This window comes from Streptomyces sp. FH025, assembly GCF_017427025.1.
Taxonomy (GTDB): Bacteria; Actinomycetota; Actinomycetes; order Streptomycetales; family Streptomycetaceae; genus Kitasatospora.
Genome location: NZ_JAFLNG010000101.1, coordinates 1 through 16,250, shown reverse-complemented (window position 1 = coordinate 16,250; position 16,250 = coordinate 1). Strand labels below are relative to the sequence as shown.

General features: G+C 73.4%; 14 protein-coding genes and 1 pseudogene. 4 read left to right on the top strand and 11 right to left on the bottom strand.

Annotated elements, in window-relative coordinates:
* From J0670_RS10495 to J0670_RS10470, 6 genes and pseudogenes are all read right to left on the bottom strand, one after another.
* The coding region (locus J0670_RS10495; RefSeq protein WP_207811206.1) for an NAD(P)H-quinone oxidoreductase at positions 1-944 on the bottom strand (944 nt) is incomplete at its 3' end.
* Positions 945-980: 36 nt separating this feature from the next.
* Positions 981-2,039: a TrkA family potassium uptake protein gene (locus J0670_RS10490; RefSeq protein ID WP_207811205.1), complete on the bottom strand. Its 1,059-nt coding sequence runs from the start codon at positions 2,037-2,039 to the stop codon at positions 981-983.
* A 61-nt stretch (positions 2,040-2,100) separates the two neighbouring features.
* Positions 2,101-3,312, bottom strand: coding sequence for a molybdopterin molybdotransferase MoeA (locus J0670_RS10485; protein ID WP_374223085.1), 1,212 nt, complete (start codon positions 3,310-3,312; stop codon positions 2,101-2,103).
* Positions 3,309-4,245: pseudogene (locus J0670_RS10480) on the bottom strand (NTP transferase domain-containing protein). The gene J0670_RS10485 and the pseudogene J0670_RS10480 overlap by 4 nt, the downstream one beginning before the upstream one ends.
* A 17-nt stretch (positions 4,246-4,262) precedes the next feature.
* On the bottom strand, positions 4,263-5,267 hold the full coding sequence (locus J0670_RS10475) for an MBL fold metallo-hydrolase (RefSeq protein ID WP_207811204.1): 1,005 nt from the start codon (positions 5,265-5,267) through the stop codon (positions 4,263-4,265).
* A 118-nt stretch (positions 5,268-5,385) separates the two neighbouring features.
* The gene (locus J0670_RS10470; RefSeq protein ID WP_207811203.1) at positions 5,386-6,033 is read right to left on the bottom strand and encodes an FMN-dependent NADH-azoreductase; all 648 of its coding nucleotides are present in this window, start codon (positions 6,031-6,033) and stop codon (positions 5,386-5,388) included.
* A 106-nt stretch (positions 6,034-6,139) separates the two neighbouring features.
* On the opposite strand from J0670_RS10470, the gene J0670_RS10465 reads away from it, so the two are divergent.
* Positions 6,140-6,547 carry a helix-turn-helix domain-containing protein gene (locus J0670_RS10465; protein ID WP_207811202.1) on the top strand — a complete coding sequence of 136 codons (408 nt, stop codon included), beginning with the start codon at positions 6,140-6,142 and terminating at the stop codon, positions 6,545-6,547.
* 97 nt (positions 6,548-6,644) lie between these two features.
* On the opposite strand, the gene J0670_RS10460 is transcribed toward J0670_RS10465, so the two are convergent.
* A complete protein-coding gene (locus J0670_RS10460) occupies positions 6,645-7,412 on the bottom strand; it encodes a polyprenol monophosphomannose synthase (RefSeq protein ID WP_207811201.1) in 768 nt (255 codons plus the stop codon).
* Positions 7,413-7,742: 330 nt separating this feature from the next.
* On the opposite strand from J0670_RS10460, the gene manA reads away from it, so the two are divergent.
* Both manA and J0670_RS10450 read left to right on the top strand, forming a co-directional pair.
* Positions 7,743-8,921: a mannose-6-phosphate isomerase, class I gene (gene manA / locus J0670_RS10455; RefSeq protein ID WP_207811200.1), complete on the top strand. Its 1,179-nt coding sequence runs from the start codon at positions 7,743-7,745 to the stop codon at positions 8,919-8,921.
* A 110-nt stretch (positions 8,922-9,031) separates the two neighbouring features.
* Positions 9,032-10,240, top strand: a complete 1,209-nt coding sequence (locus tag J0670_RS10450; RefSeq protein ID WP_207811199.1) for a GNAT family N-acetyltransferase — start codon at positions 9,032-9,034, stop codon at positions 10,238-10,240.
* Positions 10,241-10,357: 117 nt separating this feature from the next.
* On the opposite strand, the gene J0670_RS10445 is transcribed toward J0670_RS10450, so the two are convergent.
* Together J0670_RS10445 and dnaB are read right to left on the bottom strand one after the other, a co-directional pair.
* A complete protein-coding gene (locus J0670_RS10445; protein WP_207811198.1) occupies positions 10,358-11,791 on the bottom strand; it encodes an acyltransferase in 1,434 nt (477 codons plus the stop codon).
* Positions 11,792-11,866: 75 nt separating this feature from the next.
* A complete protein-coding gene (gene dnaB, locus J0670_RS10440; RefSeq protein WP_374223084.1) occupies positions 11,867-13,471 on the bottom strand; it encodes a replicative DNA helicase in 1,605 nt (534 codons plus the stop codon).
* 453 nt (positions 13,472-13,924) lie between these two features.
* Between dnaB and J0670_RS10435 the strand changes: the two genes are divergently transcribed.
* Complete coding sequence (locus J0670_RS10435) at positions 13,925-15,259, top strand: MATE family efflux transporter (RefSeq protein WP_207811197.1); 1,335 nt, start codon at positions 13,925-13,927, stop codon at positions 15,257-15,259.
* A 110-nt stretch (positions 15,260-15,369) separates the two neighbouring features.
* On the opposite strand, the gene rplI is transcribed toward J0670_RS10435, so the two are convergent.
* Positions 15,370-15,816 (bottom strand): 50S ribosomal protein L9, encoded by a 447-nt coding sequence (gene rplI / locus J0670_RS10430; RefSeq protein ID WP_207811196.1) that lies wholly within the window; start codon positions 15,814-15,816, stop codon positions 15,370-15,372.
* Positions 15,817-15,833: 17 nt separating this feature from the next.
* Positions 15,834-16,070, bottom strand: coding sequence for a 30S ribosomal protein S18 (gene rpsR / locus J0670_RS10425; protein WP_030059640.1), 237 nt, complete (start codon positions 16,068-16,070; stop codon positions 15,834-15,836).
* Positions 16,071-16,250 lie beyond the last annotated feature (180 nt).

The window sequence follows — 16,250 nt, the reverse complement described above, 5'->3', positions numbered from 1 at the left end:
CCCGCCTCCAGCACCCGGTGCGCCTCCGCGGCCTCGGTCAGCGGCAGCACCCGGTCCACCACCGGCTTCACCACTCCGGACTCGATCAGCGGCCACACGTGCTCCCGCACCGCCGCCACGATCGCCGCCTTCTCCGCCAGCGGCCGCCCGCGCAGGTTGGTGGCGATCACCGCAGCCCGCTTGCGCAGCAGCGTGTTGAGGTCCAGCTCGCCCTTCACGCCGCCCTGCAGCCCGATGACCACCAGCCGGCCGTTGACCGCGAGCGCCTCCACGTTCCGTTGCAGGTACTTGGCGCCCATGATGTCCAGGATCACGTCCGCCCCGGCCCCGCCGGTGGCCTCCAGGATCGCCTCGACGAAGTCCTGCCGGCGGTAGTCGATCGCGATGTCCGCGCCCAACTCGGTGCACCGGGCCAGCTTCTCCGGGCTGCCCGCCGTCACCGCGACCCGCGCGCCGACCGCCTTGGCCAGCTGGATCGCCATCGTCCCGATACCGCTCGCGCCGCCGTGCAGCAGCACCGTCTCGCCCGGCCGGAGGTGCGCCGTGAGGAAGACATTGGACCACACCGTGCAGGCCACCTCCGGCAGCGCCGCGGCCTGCTCCGGGCTCAGCCCCTTGGGCAGCGGCAGCAACTGCCCGGTCGGCACCGCGACCCGCTGCGCGTAGCCGCCACCGGACAGCAGCGCGCACACCTCGTCGCCGACCGCCCAGCCGGACACCCCCGCCCCGAGCGCCACGATCCGCCCGGCGCACTCCAGCCCCGGGTAGGGCGAGGCACCGGGCGGCGGGTTGTAGGCGCCCTTCCGCTGGAGCAGATCGGCGCGGTTGACGGCGGTGGCCGCCACCTCGACCAGGACCTCGCCCTCACCGGGCACCGGTTCGGGCACCTCGGCCCACACGAGCGCCTCGGGACCGCCGGGTACGGGAATCGTCATCGCATGCATGCCCCGAACCTACTGCGCTTCAGGGCAGTTCGGCCGTCAGACCCCACCCCGGCCGGTCGAGCGAATGACGATCACCCGGTCGGTGAGCTGGAGCACCGCGGCCTCCGGCTCGGTGTAGTTGAGCACCCGCCGGCCCCGGACCACCGCGACCACCAACTCCTCGCACTCGCGCGGACTGTGCCCGGCCTCGGCCCGGGTGACCGGGCGTTCGACCACGTCCATCCCCTTGCCGTACGTCAGCAGGTCCTCCATCACCGCCCCCGCGTGCGGGCTGAGCATCGACAGCCCGAGCAGCCGCCCGGCCGAACTGGAGCTGGTGACCACGACGTCGGCGCCGCTCTGCCGCAGCAGAGGCGCGTTCTCGTCCTCCCGCACCGCCGCGACCACGGTGGCGGCCTTGTTCAACTGGCGCGCCGTCAGGGTGATCAGCACGGCGGTGTCGTCCCGCTCGGGTGCGACCACCACCCGGGCCGCCGTGGGCAGGCCGGCGCGCACCAGGGTGTCGGTCCGGGTCGCGTCGCCGACCACGCCGACCAGGCCGTGCTGCGCGGCCTGGTCGACCACCTTGCGCTGCGGGTCGACGACGACGATCTCCTCCTTCTTCACCCCCTGGCCGAGCAGCGTGTCGACGGCGCTGCGCCCCTTCGTCCCGTAGCCGATGACGACGGTGTGCTCGCGCACGGTGGACCTCCAGCGGTTCAACCGCCATTGCAGGCGGGTCCGTTCGGTGAGCACCTCCAGCGTGGTGCCGACCAGGATGATCAGGAACACCACGCGCAGCGGGGTGATCACGAAGATGTTGGTGAGCCGGGCGGTGTCGCTGTACGGCGTGATGTCGCCGTACCCGGTGGTGGAGAGCGTCACGGTCGCGTAGTACGCCGCGTCCAGGAAGCTGAGTTCACCGCCCGCGTTGTCGTTGTAGCCGCCCCGGTCCAGGTACACGATGACCGTGGTGGCGACCAGGACGGCGAGCGCCAGCAGCAGCCGCGAACCGACCTGCCGGACGGCCGGCTCCGCCCGCCGGGCGGGCAGCACGATCCCGGCGTCCGCCCACGGCTCCGTCCCCGGCGCCGAAGCGCGTCGCAACCTGCTCATGCGCACCTCTCAGGGGTGAGCTCTCCCCCGGCCTCCGGCCGGGGGTACCCCCATCGCCCGCTCACGGCACCTCCACCAGTTCGACCGTCTCCCCCGCCGCCGCGCCGCCGGGCGGCACCACCGCCAGCGCCTCGGCCCGGGCGAGGCCGCGCAGCATCGCGGGCCCGTCGAAGGCGATCGGGACGACACCCCCGGCGGTGCGCCGCACCGGCTGCAGCCGGGTGTCCACCGGGTGCCCGGGCAGCGCGACCGCCGCCGGGGCGAGCGCGGGGGCGGCGACGGTGCGCCCGCTGCGGGCGTGCAGCAGCGGCAGGGCGAGCGTGACCACCCCGGCGACGGCCGCCAGCGGGTTGCCGGGCAGGCCCACCAGGTGGCGGCCGCCCGGGAGTTCGGCCAGCAGCATGGGATGCCCGGGCCGGACGGCCACACCGTCCACCAGCAGTCGTGCCCCGGCCTCGGCCAGTGCCCGGTGCAGGAAGTCCACCGGTCCGGCGGCCGTTCCGCCGGTGGTGACCACGACATCGGCGGTGGAGTGCCGCAGCGCGTCCCTCAGCAGTCCGAAGTCGTCGCGCACGCACCGGACTTCGGCCACCTCGGCACCGGCCGACCGCAGCCAGGGCGGCAGCAGTGGGCCGAGCGCGTCCCGGACCAGTCCCGGTCCGGGAATCCCGGCGGCGAGCAACTCGTCCCCGAGGACGAGGACTTGGACCACCGGTCGGCGCCGGACGGTGAGCCGGTCGTGGCCGCAGGCGGCGGCCAGGCCGAGCACCGCGGGGCCGACCACCGCCCCGGCCGGCAGCAACTCATCGCCCCGGTGGCACTCCTGGCCGCGCGGGCGGACGTCCTGACCGGTGGTCAACGGACGGGGCCCGCGGTCGTACAGCAGCGTGCCCTCCGCCCGGCCGTGCTCACGGCGCAGTACGGCGGTGGCGCCGGCGGGCAGCTGGGCCCCGGTGGCGATCTCCACGGCGCTGCCGTCGGCCAGCGGCGCCACCTCGGTGCGCCCGGCCAGCACCCGCCCGGCGACCCGCCAGGGCCCGGGGCCGGCGACCGCCCAGCCGTCCATCGCGGAGGTGTCGAAGGCGGGCAGGTCGGTCAGCGCGTCGAGCGGCTCGGCGAGGGTGTGCCCGAGCGTCTCGGCCAGCGGCAGTCCGAGCGCGGGCAGCGGGCGCGGCCCGGCCCGGCGCGCGGTCTCCCGGGCCCGCGCCCAGGTCAGCACGCCGGGGCCGGTGGCGGGGGCGGCGGCCACGGTGGTCCCTCCGACCGTGCTCACGGCTCCTCCGGTGCCGCGGCGGCGGCCCGGCGCTCGGCGAGTGCCGCCGCCCGTCGGGACGCCTCGGCGACGGCCTCCGGCCCGCCGCCCCGCTGCGCGGCCGCGTAGCCGATCAGGAAGGCGGTCAGCGGCGCGGCGGGCCTGGCCACTCCGTGCGCGACCACCCGGGCCACGTCGAGCAGTTCCCGGACGTCCACGTCCAGGTCGATGCCCAGGTCGGCCTTGACCTCGGCGATCCAGTCTTCCAGCGTGCGCTCCATGCGCCCATGCTGCCTGATCGGCGGTTTCGCGGTCGTGTTCGCCCCGGGTGCGGGGCGCGTCGTCTCCCTCACGGTCCGGGGGCCGGGGCCGTCAGCGGCTGTCGCGCCGCCGGGCCTGTTCGAGGTCCTCCCAGGTGTCGCAGTCGTAGGCGACGTTGTCGACGTCGGCCACCAGGATCCGGGCGAGGCCCCCGGTGAGCCGGCGCAGCGGGAGGCCGGCCGGCTCGCCGAGGGCGGCCAGCGCGGTGCGCAGCGGGGCGGTGCGGTAGGCGGCGGCGAGCGGCTGTTCGCGTCCGCCCGCGTCGACCAGGACGGCGGCGTTCGCGCCCGCCCCGGCCTCGTCGAGGGCGGTGACCAGCCGCTCGACCGTCCGCCGGTCCAGGAAGGGCAGGTCGGCGGCGAGCAGCAGCACGGTGTCGGCGGTGACCAGGTCGAGCCCCGCCGCGACGGCGGCGACCGGCCCGCCGCCGGGCGGCCGCTCCCTGCTCCAGCGGACCCCGTCGCGCACGGTCGGCCGGGCCGGGCCGACGACGACGGTGGTACGGGCGCCCGTGCAGGCGGCGAGCACCCGGTCCAGCAGGGTGGTCTCCCCCACGGTCAGGCCGGGCTTGTCGGCCCCGCCGAGCCGCCGGGCGGCCCCGCCCGCCGGGACGATCGCGTCGTACGGCGTCATGCGGCCAGTATCCCGCGCTACTCCTCCTCGCCGGCCTCCGGGGAACCGGCCTCGTCCTCGCCCGCCTCCGGGGAACCGGCCTCCGGGGAAGCGGCCTCCGGCGAGGCGGCCCGGGCGGCGGTGTTCGCGGCCGCGCCCAGGTGCAGGAAGGACGGCAGGGTCAGCTCCCCGTACCGCGCGTTCATCGCCGTGACCAGCGCCTCCGGGTCGTCCGGGTGCTCGGCCAGCAGCCGGTCGAAGTCCTGGAGGTACTCCCCCGTGAAGGCGAGCACCCGGGCCGCGTCGTCGCCCTGGTCCGGGGCGCGGTGCCCGGCGATCACCCGGTCCGCGCCGAGGTCGGCGATCCGGCCGAGGTTGTGCCCCCAGGTGGTGCGCTGGGCCGGGGTGGTGTCGGCGGTCCACACGTGGGTGCCGTTGGCGACGAAGTCCCCGGCGACGACGGTCCGGACGCTCGGCACGTGGACCACCGTGGACTCCCCGCAGTCGGCCTGGCCGAGCAGCAGCACCGGGATGACCTGGCGGTCGAGCATCAGCGGCTGCGGCAGCAGCGGGGCGGGGATCAGCGGGTGGTCGGGGATGTCGTCGCCGTACACCGGCTTCCACCGCGCGACCTTGGCGGCGACGGTGCTCCGGATGCCCTCGACCACGGCCGGCGCGGCCAGCAGCTGCGCCTCGGGGAAGAGCTTCAGCACCTCCTCGGCACCGAAGTAGTGGTCGGGGTGCTGGTGGGTGACCACGATGGCCAGCAGTCGGCGGCCCTTGCCCGCGACCCACTCGGCCAGTTCGCGTCCGGCGCTGCGGGTGAGCTGGGCGTCCACCAGGATCGCGGTCCGCTCGCCGAGGATCAGCGTGGAGGTGGCGAAGAAGGCCGACTCGGGGCCGGTGAAGACGGCGACCTCCAGCGGCCGGGCGGGCCGCTCGGCCTCCCCTGCGGTGCCGGTCGCGGCGGCGCCGGCCTCGACGGGCTCGGCGTCCACCCGCTCCGCGTCGGCGCTCTCCTCGGGCGGGGACGACGACGTCACGGGCTGCTCCCTCTGGTCGGCGGTCGGATTGTCTGCGCCCTACAGCATGGGAGCACCAACGGCCGAATGCCCGGAAGGCGCGCCCGGCGGGGCGTGCGTTCCGGGCCTGAGGCTCACGTCACACCGCGACCGGGGCGGCGACCTCCTTGCCGCGGCGGGTGGCCTGCTCCAGCGCCTGGGCCTTGGACGCGGCGGCCTGCGGGACGAAGTCGGCCATCGCCGGGACGCTCGCCGCCAGGGTGAACTCCGGGACGATGAAGTCGACCTCCAGCCCGAGCATGCCGGTCAGCACCTTCTCCAGGTAGGTGGTGACGAACTCGAACGGCTCGCGCGGGGCGCCCGGCGCGTACGAGCCGCCGCGGGCGGCGACCACGGTGACCGGGGTGCCCTTGGCGGAGGGCTCCTCGCCGGCGGTGCGGCCGACCAGGATCACCTGGTCCAGCCAGGCCTTGAGGGTCGAGGGGATCGTGAAGTTGTACATCGGGGTGCCGATCACGACGGCGTCGGCGCCCTCCAGCTCGGCCATCAGCTCCTCGCGCAGCGCGAAGGCGGCGGCCTGCTCGGCGTTGCGCGCCTCGGCCGGGGCGAAGCCGGCGGTGATGCCGTGCAGGTCCAGGTGCGGGACCGGCGCGGCGGCGAGGTCCCGGTGGATCACCGTGCCGTCCGGGTTCTCGGCCAGCCAGGCGGCACGGAAGGCGGCGGTGACCTCGCGGGAGACGGAGCCGTCGGCGACCGCGGAGGAGTCGATGTGCAGAAGCGTGGGCATGAGTAGCCTCCAGAGAATAAGTAGCTGCTGTTTCCGTCGCAGCTGCAAGTACGGTAGCAGCTTACTTTTCTATAGTCACTAGTGACAGGTCTAGTACGCTGGAGGCATGGCCGAACGCGGAGCAGTGACCGAAGGAGTCCCGTCCACCGCCGACGTGTGCGACGCGGGCGGCCACGGCGAGTGCGTCAACGTCGACCGGGCCCTCAACCGGGTGTTCACCCTGCTCGGCAAGCGCTGGACCGGCCTGCTGCTGGGCGTGCTCAACAACGGCGGCCCCGCCTACTTCTCCGAGCTGCGCCGGACCGTTCCCGGCATCAGCGAGCGCATGCTCTCCGACCGGCTGACCGAACTGGCCGAGGCCGGGCTGGTCGTCCGCGAGGTCGACGCGGGCCCGCCGCTGCGGGTCAGCTACCGGCTCACCGAGGGCGGCATCGCCCTGAAGCCCGCGCTCAACGAGCTGGCCGTCTGGGCCGACCGCTACCTGCCGGAGAGCCCCCTCAAGGACGGCTGCTGACCGGGCCCGTACCCGCCCCCGTCCTCCGGGAACGACGAAGGGCCCGCCCGCCGGAGTACGGCGGACGGGCCCTTCGGCCGTGGAACGGGACGGCGGGTCAGCGCTTCTTCGCGCCCCCGCGCAGTCGCGCCACCCGGTCGGAGATCCCCCAGGAGGTCACCCGCCAGAGCGCCTCGACGACGATGTTGCGGCTCATCTTGGACGCGCCCAGCTCGCGCTCGACGAAGGTGATCGGCACCTCGGCGACCTTGAACCCGGCCTTCACCGTGCGCCAGGCCAGGTCGACCTGGAAGCAGTACCCGGCCGAGGCCACCTCGTCCATGCCCAGGCCCAGCAGGGTCTCCTTGCGGAAGGCCCGGTAGCCGCCGGTGACGTCCCGGATCGGCACGCCCAGCATCAGCCGCGAGTAGGTCGAGCCGCCGCGCGACAGCAGCAGCCGCGACTTCGGCCAGTTCACCACCCGGCCGCCCGGCACCCAGCGCGAGCCCAGCACCAGGTCGGCACCGCGCAGCGCGCTCAGCAGCCGGTCCAGCTCCTCGGGCTGGTGCGAGCCGTCCGCGTCCATCTCGACCAGGACGTCGTAGCCGTGGTCGATGCCCCAGCGGAAGCCCGCGAGGTAGGCGGCGCCCAGGCCCTCCTTGCCCTTGCGGTGCATCACGTGGACGTTGAGGTCCTCGGCGGCCAGCTTGTCGGCCAGCTCGCCGGTGCCGTCCGGGCTGTTGTCGTCGGCGACCAGCACGTGGGCCTCGGGCACGGCGGCGCGCACCCGGCCCACGATCCGCTCGACGTTCTCCGCCTCGTTGTAGGTCGGGATGATCACCAGGACCTTGCCGAGATCAGCAAAACTCTGCTGGTTCACGGTCACGTACAAACCTCTCGGCCGATGGCGGGGGGTGTCAGAACACCGTCGCCCGCAACTCTGGAAACGCGGCCCCGCCGACAGCCCGCCGACGGAACGACCGCGGTGGAGATTGCTGTGCGGGGCGGAGACTACTGCGTTTTGGCATCCTACTACCGCGCCCGGGAACCACCGGTCCGATCATGGCACTCCCACCGGATGCCCACCGTTTCCCCCTGGGTGGTGAGGGTCGGCTAGGGTCGGTGACCTTGCCCGTGCCCGGACCCGCCCGCACGCCGGGGCCGCCCCGGCGATCCGGCACACCCGCCCAGACAGCGAAGGAGTAGGACCGCGCGCATGGACAGGCTCGTCAACACCGTCCGCCCGTACGCCTGGGGGTCGCTCACGGCCCTGCCCGAGCTACTGGGACAGGAGCCGACCGGCGAACCACAGGCCGAGCTGTGGATGGGCGCCCACCCCGGCGACCCGTCCCGCGCCGACCGCGGCGAGGGGCCCCGGCGACTGGACGAGCTGATCGCGGCCGACCCCGAGCGCGAGCTGGGCGCCGCGAGCGTGGCCAGGTTCGGCCCGACCCTGCCGTTCCTGTTCAAGGTGCTCGCCGCCGGCATCCCGCTGTCCATCCAGGCGCACCCCACGCTCGACCAGGCCCGGGCCGGCTTCGCCGCCGAGAACGCCCTCGGCATCCCGTCGGACGCCCCCGAGCGCAGCTACCGCGACGCCAACCACAAGCCCGAAATGGTGTGCGCACTCGGCGATTTCGAGGGCCTGTGCGGCTTCCGCCGGCCCGCCGAGGCGGCCGGGCTGCTGGCCGCGCTCGCGGTGCCCGGGCTCGCCCCGGTGATCGACCGGCTGCGCCTCGCGGACGAGCCCGAGGCGTTGCGCGGCGCCCTGGCCGCCGCCCTCGCCCTGGACGGGGAGACCGTCCGGCACACCGTCGAAGAGCTGGCCCGCACCCGCCCGGACGGCGAGCACGCCCCGTACGCCCGGATCGCCGAGGACTTCCCCGAGGACCGCGGCGTGATCGCCGCCATGCTGCTCAACCATGTACGGCTGCGGGCCGGCGAGGCGCTCTACCTGGGTGCCGGGGTGCCGCACGCCTACCTGTCCGGCGTCTGCGTCGAGCTCCAGGCCAACTCGGACAACGTGCTGCGGGCCGGCCTCACCCCCAAGCACATCGACGTGCCGGAGCTGCTGAAGGTCGTGGTCTTCGAACCCGGTGCGCCCGAGGTGGTGCACCCGGTCGCGGTCGGCGGCACCCCCGGCGAGCAGCTCTACCCCGTCCCGATCGACGAGTTCCGGCTCTCCCGCTTCGAACTGGACGGCGTCGAGCGGGAGATCGACGGCCGCACCCCGCAGATCCTGCTCTGCACCGGGGGCACGGTACGGCTGACCGCCGCCGACGGCACCGTGCTGGACCTCGCCCGCGGCCAGTCCGCCTTCCTGCCGGCCGTCGGCACCCCGACCCGCCTCTCCGGCACCGGCGGCACGCTCTTCCGCGCCACCGTCACCGTCTGACCGGGGCCGCGGGCCGCCGTAATTCGGTTGACCCCGGCAGGGGGCGCCGCTGCACTGTGACGAGGCGTCACACGTCGTGGCGTCGGCATCCCCAGGAGGCAGCGGTAGCAATGGAGATCCGTCCCACCACCGAGCAGGACCGCGGCGTCTTCGTCGACACCCTCCACGCCGCGTTCGCGCGCTTCCCCGAGACGCCGGGCGAGGACGGCGGCGGGGTCTGGTGGGCGGCGACCGAGATGGACCGCAACCTGCTCGCCGTGACGGCGGAAGGGCGGCCCGTCGGCACCGCCGGTGCGTACTCCCTGGAGCTCACCCTGCCCGGCGGGGCCGTCGTCCCGGTCCCCGGGGTGACCTCCGTCGGCGTGCTGCCCTCGCACCGGCGCCAGGGCGTGCTCACCGCGATGATGCGGCACCAGCTCGACGACGTGCGGGCCCGGGGCGAGTTCCTCTCCGTGCTGCTGGCCTCCGAGGCCGTGATCTACCGCCGGTTCGGCTACGGGCCGGCGACGTACACCCAGCGGCTGACGGTGCCGCGCCACCGGGCCGCCCTCGCCGCGCCCCGGGCCGGCGGCGGGGACACCGGATCGGTCGAACTGCTGCGCCGCGCCGAGTGCGTGGACCTCCTGGAGGAGGTCTACGACCGGTACCGCCGCGCGCAGCCCGGCGCGCTGTCCCGGCCGCACCACTGGTGGGCCCTGGGCGCCGGGCAGCCCCCGATCGCCCCGGCGCCGCGCTACGTCGCCGTCCACCGCGACGCGGACGGCGTCCCGGACGGCTACGCCAGCTACTCGGTCAGCGGCGACACCCTGACGGTCGACGAGGTCATCGCCCTCGACGACACCGCCCACACCGCCCTGGCCCGGTACGCGCTCGGCCACGACCTGATCACCGAGGTCGTGTTCAAGCACTTCCCGCCGGAGCACCCGCTGCGCTGGCAGCTCGCGGACTTCAACGCCGGTCAGCTGACCAACCACACCGACTGGCTCTGGGTCCGGCTGCTGGACGTCCCGCGCGCGCTGACCGCGCGCGACTGGTTCACCGACGGCGAGCTGGTCCTCGACGTGGACGACCCGTTCCTCGGCGAGCACCACCGCCTCCTGCTGACCGTCCGGGACGGCAAGGCCGACTGCGTCCCGACGGACCGGGAGCCCGACCTCTCCCTGGACGTCAGCGACCTCGGCTCGGTCTACCTGGGCGGCACCGCCCCGAGCACGCTGGTGCGCGCCGGACACGTCCGGGCCCACCACCCTGGCGCGGCCGCCCTCGCCGACGCCCTCTTCCGCGCCGAGCGCGCCCCGCACTGCCTGCACTGGTTCTGACACCGGTTCTGACACCGGCTCTGACCGCACGCACGCGGCCCGTCGAGAGCGGTCGCTCCCGACGGGCCGTGAACCGGGACGCCGGGCGGCAGGAACGTTCCCGCCGCCCGGCGTCGCTCAGTCAGTCCGTTTCTCCTGACCGCCCGGGCCCGGACCCACGCCCGTGGCCACCAGCGCCGACTCCGCCGCCCCCGGGGCCTGCGCCGGGACGACGGCCGGCGCCGGCCGCTCCAGGGACTGCTGCGGCCACCGCCGGTTCGCCGCCGTGGTCAGCTTGCGGCCCAGCTTCTGGAACGGGATCTCCACCAGCCGGTACACCACCCAGCAGGCCACCAGCAGCAACGCGACGTACCCGGCCACCCACGACCACCGCTCCAGGGGCGGCAGCGAGGCCAGCTTGTCCGGGTAGTAGTTCCGGTCCCAGCCGAACCGCCACAGCAGGAACATCTTCACCGGCCAGTGCATCAGGTAGACCGAGAAGCTCACCGCGCCCAGCCAGACCAGCGCGCGCGGCAGCCGCCGCTTGCGCAGCAGGAAGAAGAAGCCGAACGACGCCCACGCCGCCAGGTAGGCGTTGGTCCACGCCGTCCAGGTGAAGGTCGAGGTCGCGTGCGCCATCGCGTCCCGGTTGTACATCCACCCCACCAGGGCGCCCGCCACCACCACGAACCCGACCGACAGCCAGGCCTCGATCCGCTCGATCTGCCCGTGCTGCGCCCGGTAGATCACCGTGCCCGCGAACATCGTCGCGAAGATGGTGAAGGTCTCGAACGCGGGCACCCGGCCGTTGGTGAACACCAGCACCAGACCGAGCCCGCCCAGCAGCAGACCGCCGGTCCTGGCCAGGGACGCGTTGCCGCTGAGCATGCAGAGGACGCCCATGCCCACGATGACCACGGCGGCGCCCGTGAGGTTGATGATCGCCTGGGCGCTGGTCTGCAGGCTCCACGAGGGGATCACGACGCCCAGCGCGAGTGCGATCGCCCCCGCCCCGACCGCGATCGGTGCGCTGCGCCGGTGCCAGGCGAACGTGAAGAGGCTGCTGACGAAGAAGTAGAAGAGCATCTCGTACGTCAGCGTCCAGCTCACACTGAGCCCGTTCACCACGCCCAGCACGTCCGTCAGCATCAGGCCGTTGCCCGCCAGCCAGAGCTTGTCGTGCTTGAAGCCGTCGAAGGTGAGGACCTGGTAGTCGTGCGGCAGGACGAACTCGGCGAAGAGCATGCTCACGATCAGCGCCGGGTAGATCCGGAAGATCCGGCCGATCCAGAAGGCCCGGACGTCACCGCGGCGCTCCAGCGAGGCCGGGATGATGTACCCGCTGACGATGAAGAACGCGATGACCCCGTAGAAGCCGAGGTCGAAGTTGGCCGAGATGGTGGCGCCGTGCGGGATCAGTTTCAGGATCTCGAAGTGATGGGCCGCCACGGCCAGTGCGGCGATCCCGCGCAGCGCGTCCAGCCAGCCGAGCCGGCTCCCCGGAGCGGCGGCGCGGTCCCCCCGCCCGGCCCTCCCTGCTCTCCATCGAGCCAGTGATCCCTTGGTCGTCATCCGCCGGAGACTAGCCCATCCGGGGGACCCCGCCCCGGCCGGGGGTCAGTGCCGGGGCGGCCCCCTGCCGGTCTGTCAGTCCCGGGTCATGTCGACGAAGCGCGAGTAGTGGCCCTGGAAGGCCACCGTGATGGTGGCGGTGGGGCCGTTACGGTGCTTGGCGACGATCAGGTCGGCCTCGCCCGCGCGCGGGGACTCCTTCTCGTAGGCGTCCTCGCGGTGCAGCAGGATGACCATGTCCGCGTCCTGCTCGATCGAGCCCGACTCTCGGAGGTCCGAGACCATCGGCCGCTTGTCGGTCCGCTGCTCGGGGCCACGGTTCAGCTGGGAGAGCGCGATGACCGGGACTTCGAGCTCCTTGGCCAGCAGCTTGAGGTTACGGGACATGTCCGAGACCTCCTGCTGGCGGTTCTCGGCCCGGCGGGAGCCGCCGGACTGCATCAGCTGGAGGTAGTCGATGACGATCAGTTTGATGTCGTTGCGCTGCTTCAACCGCCGGCACTTGGCGCGGATCTCCATCATCGACAGGTTCGGCGAGTCGTCGATGAACAGCGGTGCCTCGCTGACGTCCGGCATCCGGCGGGCGACCCTGGTCCAGTCGTCGTCCGTCATGCTGCCGGAGCGCATGTGGTGCAGCGCGACCCGGGCCTCGGCGGACAGCAGGCGCATGGCGATCTCGTTGCGCCCCATTTCGAGCGAGAAGATCACGCTCGGCAGCTTGTTGTGGATCGAGCAGGCCCGGGCGAAGTCCAGCGCGAGGGTGGACTTACCCATGGCGGGGCGGGCCGCGATGACGATCATCTGACCGGGGTGCAGCCCGTTGGTGAGCTGGTCGAAGTCGGCGAAGCCGGTCGGCACGCCGGACATCTGGCCGTTGCGGGAGCCGATCGACTCGATCTCGTCGAGGGCCCCCTCCATGATGTCGGCGAGCGGCGCGTAGTCCTCGTTGGTGCGCTGCTCGGTGACGGCGTAGATCTGCGCCTGGGCGGCGTTGACGATCTCGTCCACGTCGCCCTCGGCCGCGTAGCCCATCCCGGCGATCCGGGTGCCGGCCTCGACCAGGCGGCGCAGGACGGCGCGCTCGTTGACGATCTGGGCGTAGTACTCGGCGTTGGCCGCCGTCGGGACGGAGTTGACCAGGGTGTGCAGGTAGGAGGCGCCGCCGACGCGCTGCAGCTCGCCGCGCTTGGTCAGCTCGCCGGCCACGGTGATCGGGTCGGCCGGCTCGCCGCGGGCGTACAGGTCGAGGATCGCGCCGTGGATCATCTCGTGCGCGGGCCGGTAGTAGTCGGCCGGCTTGAGCACCTCGACCACGTCGGCGATGGCGTCCTTGGACAGCAGCATGCCGCCCAGGACGGACTGCTCGGCGGCGAGGTCCTGCGGGGGGACGCGCTCGAAGCCGTCCGCGCCGCCCTGGCCGCCGTCCTCGCGGTCGTCGCGGCGGTCGCGATCACCCTTGCCGTTCTTGAAGCCGCCCTTGCGGAAGCCCTCGCCCCGGCCCCCGCCCTGACCGCTCTGGCCGCCCTGGCCGCCGCGGTTGCGGGAGACCGGCAGCCGGTCGCCGGGGCCGGCCGGGAAGGGCGCGTCGTCGAAGGCACCGGCCGGGAAGGGGTCCTCGGCGGTCTGCCAGTCCTCCTCCGGCGGCGGGGCGTCGTGGTCGTCGTACTGGGGGCCGGTCACGCGTGTTCCCCGATCAGCGAGTGGTGCGAAGTTGGAGCGGGCCTTGCCGGTGGCTGGGTGGAGCGGATCCGCTCCTCTTTGTACGCCACGGCTCCGACAAATCGGACGCCGGGGCGGGCGGGAGTGTCGGGCGGACGGCCCACGCTAAGGCGCCGGACGCCCTTGCGCCAAGACGGTTATCCACAGGGGGTGTGGATGAGTGGCCCCTGCCTGTGGAGAACTGCCGCAAAGCTGTGGACACCCCTGTGGACGTCCCTGTGGATAACCCGACGATCGATCCACCGTCAACCGGCTGACCTGCGATTCCCCCGCCCCGGGCCTGTGCATGAGAAATTCTTCACACGCCGCCGAACGGCTGTGGGCACGGAGCGGGTCGGGTGCGTCGCTCAGGATTTCGAGTAATGACTGAATTGGCATGGTGACCATTACCTGTGGATGAGTACCCTGGAGCCCATGACCGCCGCCCCCTCAGCGCCCCCCAGACGCCGGCACGACCGAGAGATCCTCGCCCTCGCCGTGCCGGCCTTCGGCGCACTGGTCGCCGAGCCGCTCTTCCTGATGGCCGACTCCGCGATCGTCGGCCACCTCGGCACCCCCCAGCTGGCCGGGGTCGGGGTCGCCTCCGCCGCCCTCACCACCGCGACCGGCGTGTTCGTCTTCCTCGCCTACGCCACCACCGCCGCGGTGGCCCGCCGGATCGGCGCCGGGGACCGCCGGGGCGCCGTCCAGCAGGGCATCGACGGACTCTGGCTCGCCCTCGGCCTGGCCATCCCGGTGGTCCTGCTCACCCTGCTGCTGGCCCCCTGGGCGGCCGAGGTGCTGGGCGCCTCGCCGACCGCCGCGCCGTACGCCGTGACGTACCTGCGGATCAGCTCCCTGGGCATCCCGGCGATGCTCCTGGTGCTGGCCGCCACCGGGGTGCTGCGCGGCCTCCAGGACACCCGTACACCGCTGCTGGTGGCCGTCGCGGGCTTCACCGCCAACATCGGCCTGAACGTCGGCCTGGTGTACGGCGCCGGACTCGGGGTGGCCGGCTCGGCCTGGGGCACCGTGCTGGCGCAGACCGGGATGGCCACCGTCTACCTGGTCGTGGTGGTCCGCGGCGCCCGCCGGGAGCGGGCCACGCTGCGGCCGGACGCGGCGGGCATCCGGGCGAGCGCGCGGGCGGGCGGTCCGCTGCTGGTCCGGACGCTCAGCCTGCGCGCGGTGCTGATGCTCGCCACCGCGGTGGCCGCCCGGCTCGGCGACGACCAGGTGGCCGCGCACCAGATCACCATGACCCTGTTCAGCTTCCTGGCCTTCGCGCTGGACGCCATCGCGATCGCCGGGCAGGCCATCATCGGCCGCTACCTGGGCGCCTCGGACGTCCCCGGCGCCCGGGCGGCCACCCGGCGGATGGTCGAGTGGGGCATCGGCTCCGGGGTGGTGCTCGGCCTGCTGGTGGTGCTCGCCCGCCCGCTGTACGTCCCGCTCTTCACCCCCGACCCGGTGGTGCAGGGGCAACTGCACACCGCGCTGCTGCTGCTCGCGCTCAGCCAGCCGGTGGCCGGGCTGGTCTTCGTGCTGGACGGGGTGCTGATGGGCGCCGGGGACGGCCCGTACCTGGCCTGGGCGGCGCTCGCGACCCTGGCCGTGTTCGCCCCGGCGGCCCTCCTGGTGCCGGCCACCGGCACCGGGCTGGCCGGGCTCTGGTGGGCGATGAACCTGTTCATGCTGGTCCGCGCCGCCTTCCTGGTCGCCCGCGCCCGCGGCGGCCGCTGGCTGGTCACCGGCGCCGTACGGGGCTGAGGAGCCGCGCGGAGCCAGGAACCGCGGGGGCCGGGAGGTACCGGGCCGGGAAACGACCGAGGGCCGGACTCCCCGGGAGGAGTCCGGCCCTCGGGCCACTGCTACGGAGCTCAGGCAGCGACGACCGCGATGTCCAGGTTGGCCAGGACGTCGGAGTGCAGCTTGACCGAGACCTTGTGGGTGCCCACGGTCTTGATCGGCGAGGCGATCGCGACGGCGCGCTTGTCCACCGCCGGGCCGCCGGCGGCCTTGATGGCCTCGACGACGTCGGCCTGGGTGACCGAGCCGAACAGGCGGCCGGCCTCGCCCGAGCGAACGGCCAGCTTGACCTGGACGCCCTCGAGCTTGCCCTTGACCTCGTTGGCGGCCTCAAGGGTCTGGATCTCGTGGATCTTGCGGGCGCGACGGATGGCGTCGACGTCCTTCTGACCACCCTTGGTCCAGCGGATGGCGTAGCCACGCGGGACCAGGTAGTTGCGGGCGTAGCCGTCCTTGACCTCGACGACCTCGCCGGCGGAGCCGAGACCCGGCACCTCGTGAGTGAGGATGATCTTCATTACTGGGTCACCCTCTCTTAGCGCGCGGTGCTGGTGTAGGGCAGCAGCGCCATCTCACGGCTGTTCTTCACGGCCGTGGCGACGTCGCGCTGGTGCTGGGTGCAGTTGCCGGTGACCCGGCGGGCACGGATCTTGCCGCGGTCGGAGATGTACTTCCGCAGCAGGTTCGTGTCCTTGTAGTCAACGTAGTTGACCTTGTCCTTGCAGAAGACGCAAACCTTCTTCTTCGGCTTGCGAGCAGGCGGCTTCGCCATTGTGTGCTCCATTTGGGGTTCACGGCCCGGCGGGCGTCCGGGGACGCCGGCGGCCGGGCCGCACGAAATCTGTCAGCTCTTAGAACGGGGGCTCTTCCGAGTAGCCGCCGCCGGAGTTTCCACCCCAGCCGCCGCCGCCCTGGTTCCCACCCGACGGAGCGCTGGACGCCCACGGGTCGT

Bases quoted from the DNA above. Each gene is read 5' to 3' on its own strand.
- J0670_RS10490 (WP_207811205.1), bottom strand. From the start codon at position 2,039: ATGAGCAGGTTGCGACGCGCTTCGGCGCCGGGGACGGAGCCGTGGGCG.
- J0670_RS10470 (WP_207811203.1), bottom strand. From the start codon at position 6,033: ATGCCCACGCTTCTGCACATCGACTCCTCCGCGGTCGCCGACGGCTCC.
- J0670_RS10465 (WP_207811202.1), top strand. From the start codon at position 6,140: ATGGCCGAACGCGGAGCAGTGACCGAAGGAGTCCCGTCCACCGCCGAC.
- manA (WP_207811200.1), top strand. From the start codon at position 7,743: ATGGACAGGCTCGTCAACACCGTCCGCCCGTACGCCTGGGGGTCGCTC.
- J0670_RS10450 (WP_207811199.1), top strand. From the start codon at position 9,032: ATGGAGATCCGTCCCACCACCGAGCAGGACCGCGGCGTCTTCGTCGAC.
- J0670_RS10445 (WP_207811198.1), bottom strand. From the start codon at position 11,791: ATGACGACCAAGGGATCACTGGCTCGATGGAGAGCAGGGAGGGCCGGG.
- J0670_RS10435 (WP_207811197.1), top strand. From the start codon at position 13,925: ATGACCGCCGCCCCCTCAGCGCCCCCCAGACGCCGGCACGACCGAGAG.
- rplI (WP_207811196.1), bottom strand. From the start codon at position 15,816: ATGAAGATCATCCTCACTCACGAGGTGCCGGGTCTCGGCTCCGCCGGC.
- rpsR (WP_030059640.1), bottom strand. From the start codon at position 16,070: ATGGCGAAGCCGCCTGCTCGCAAGCCGAAGAAGAAGGTTTGCGTCTTC.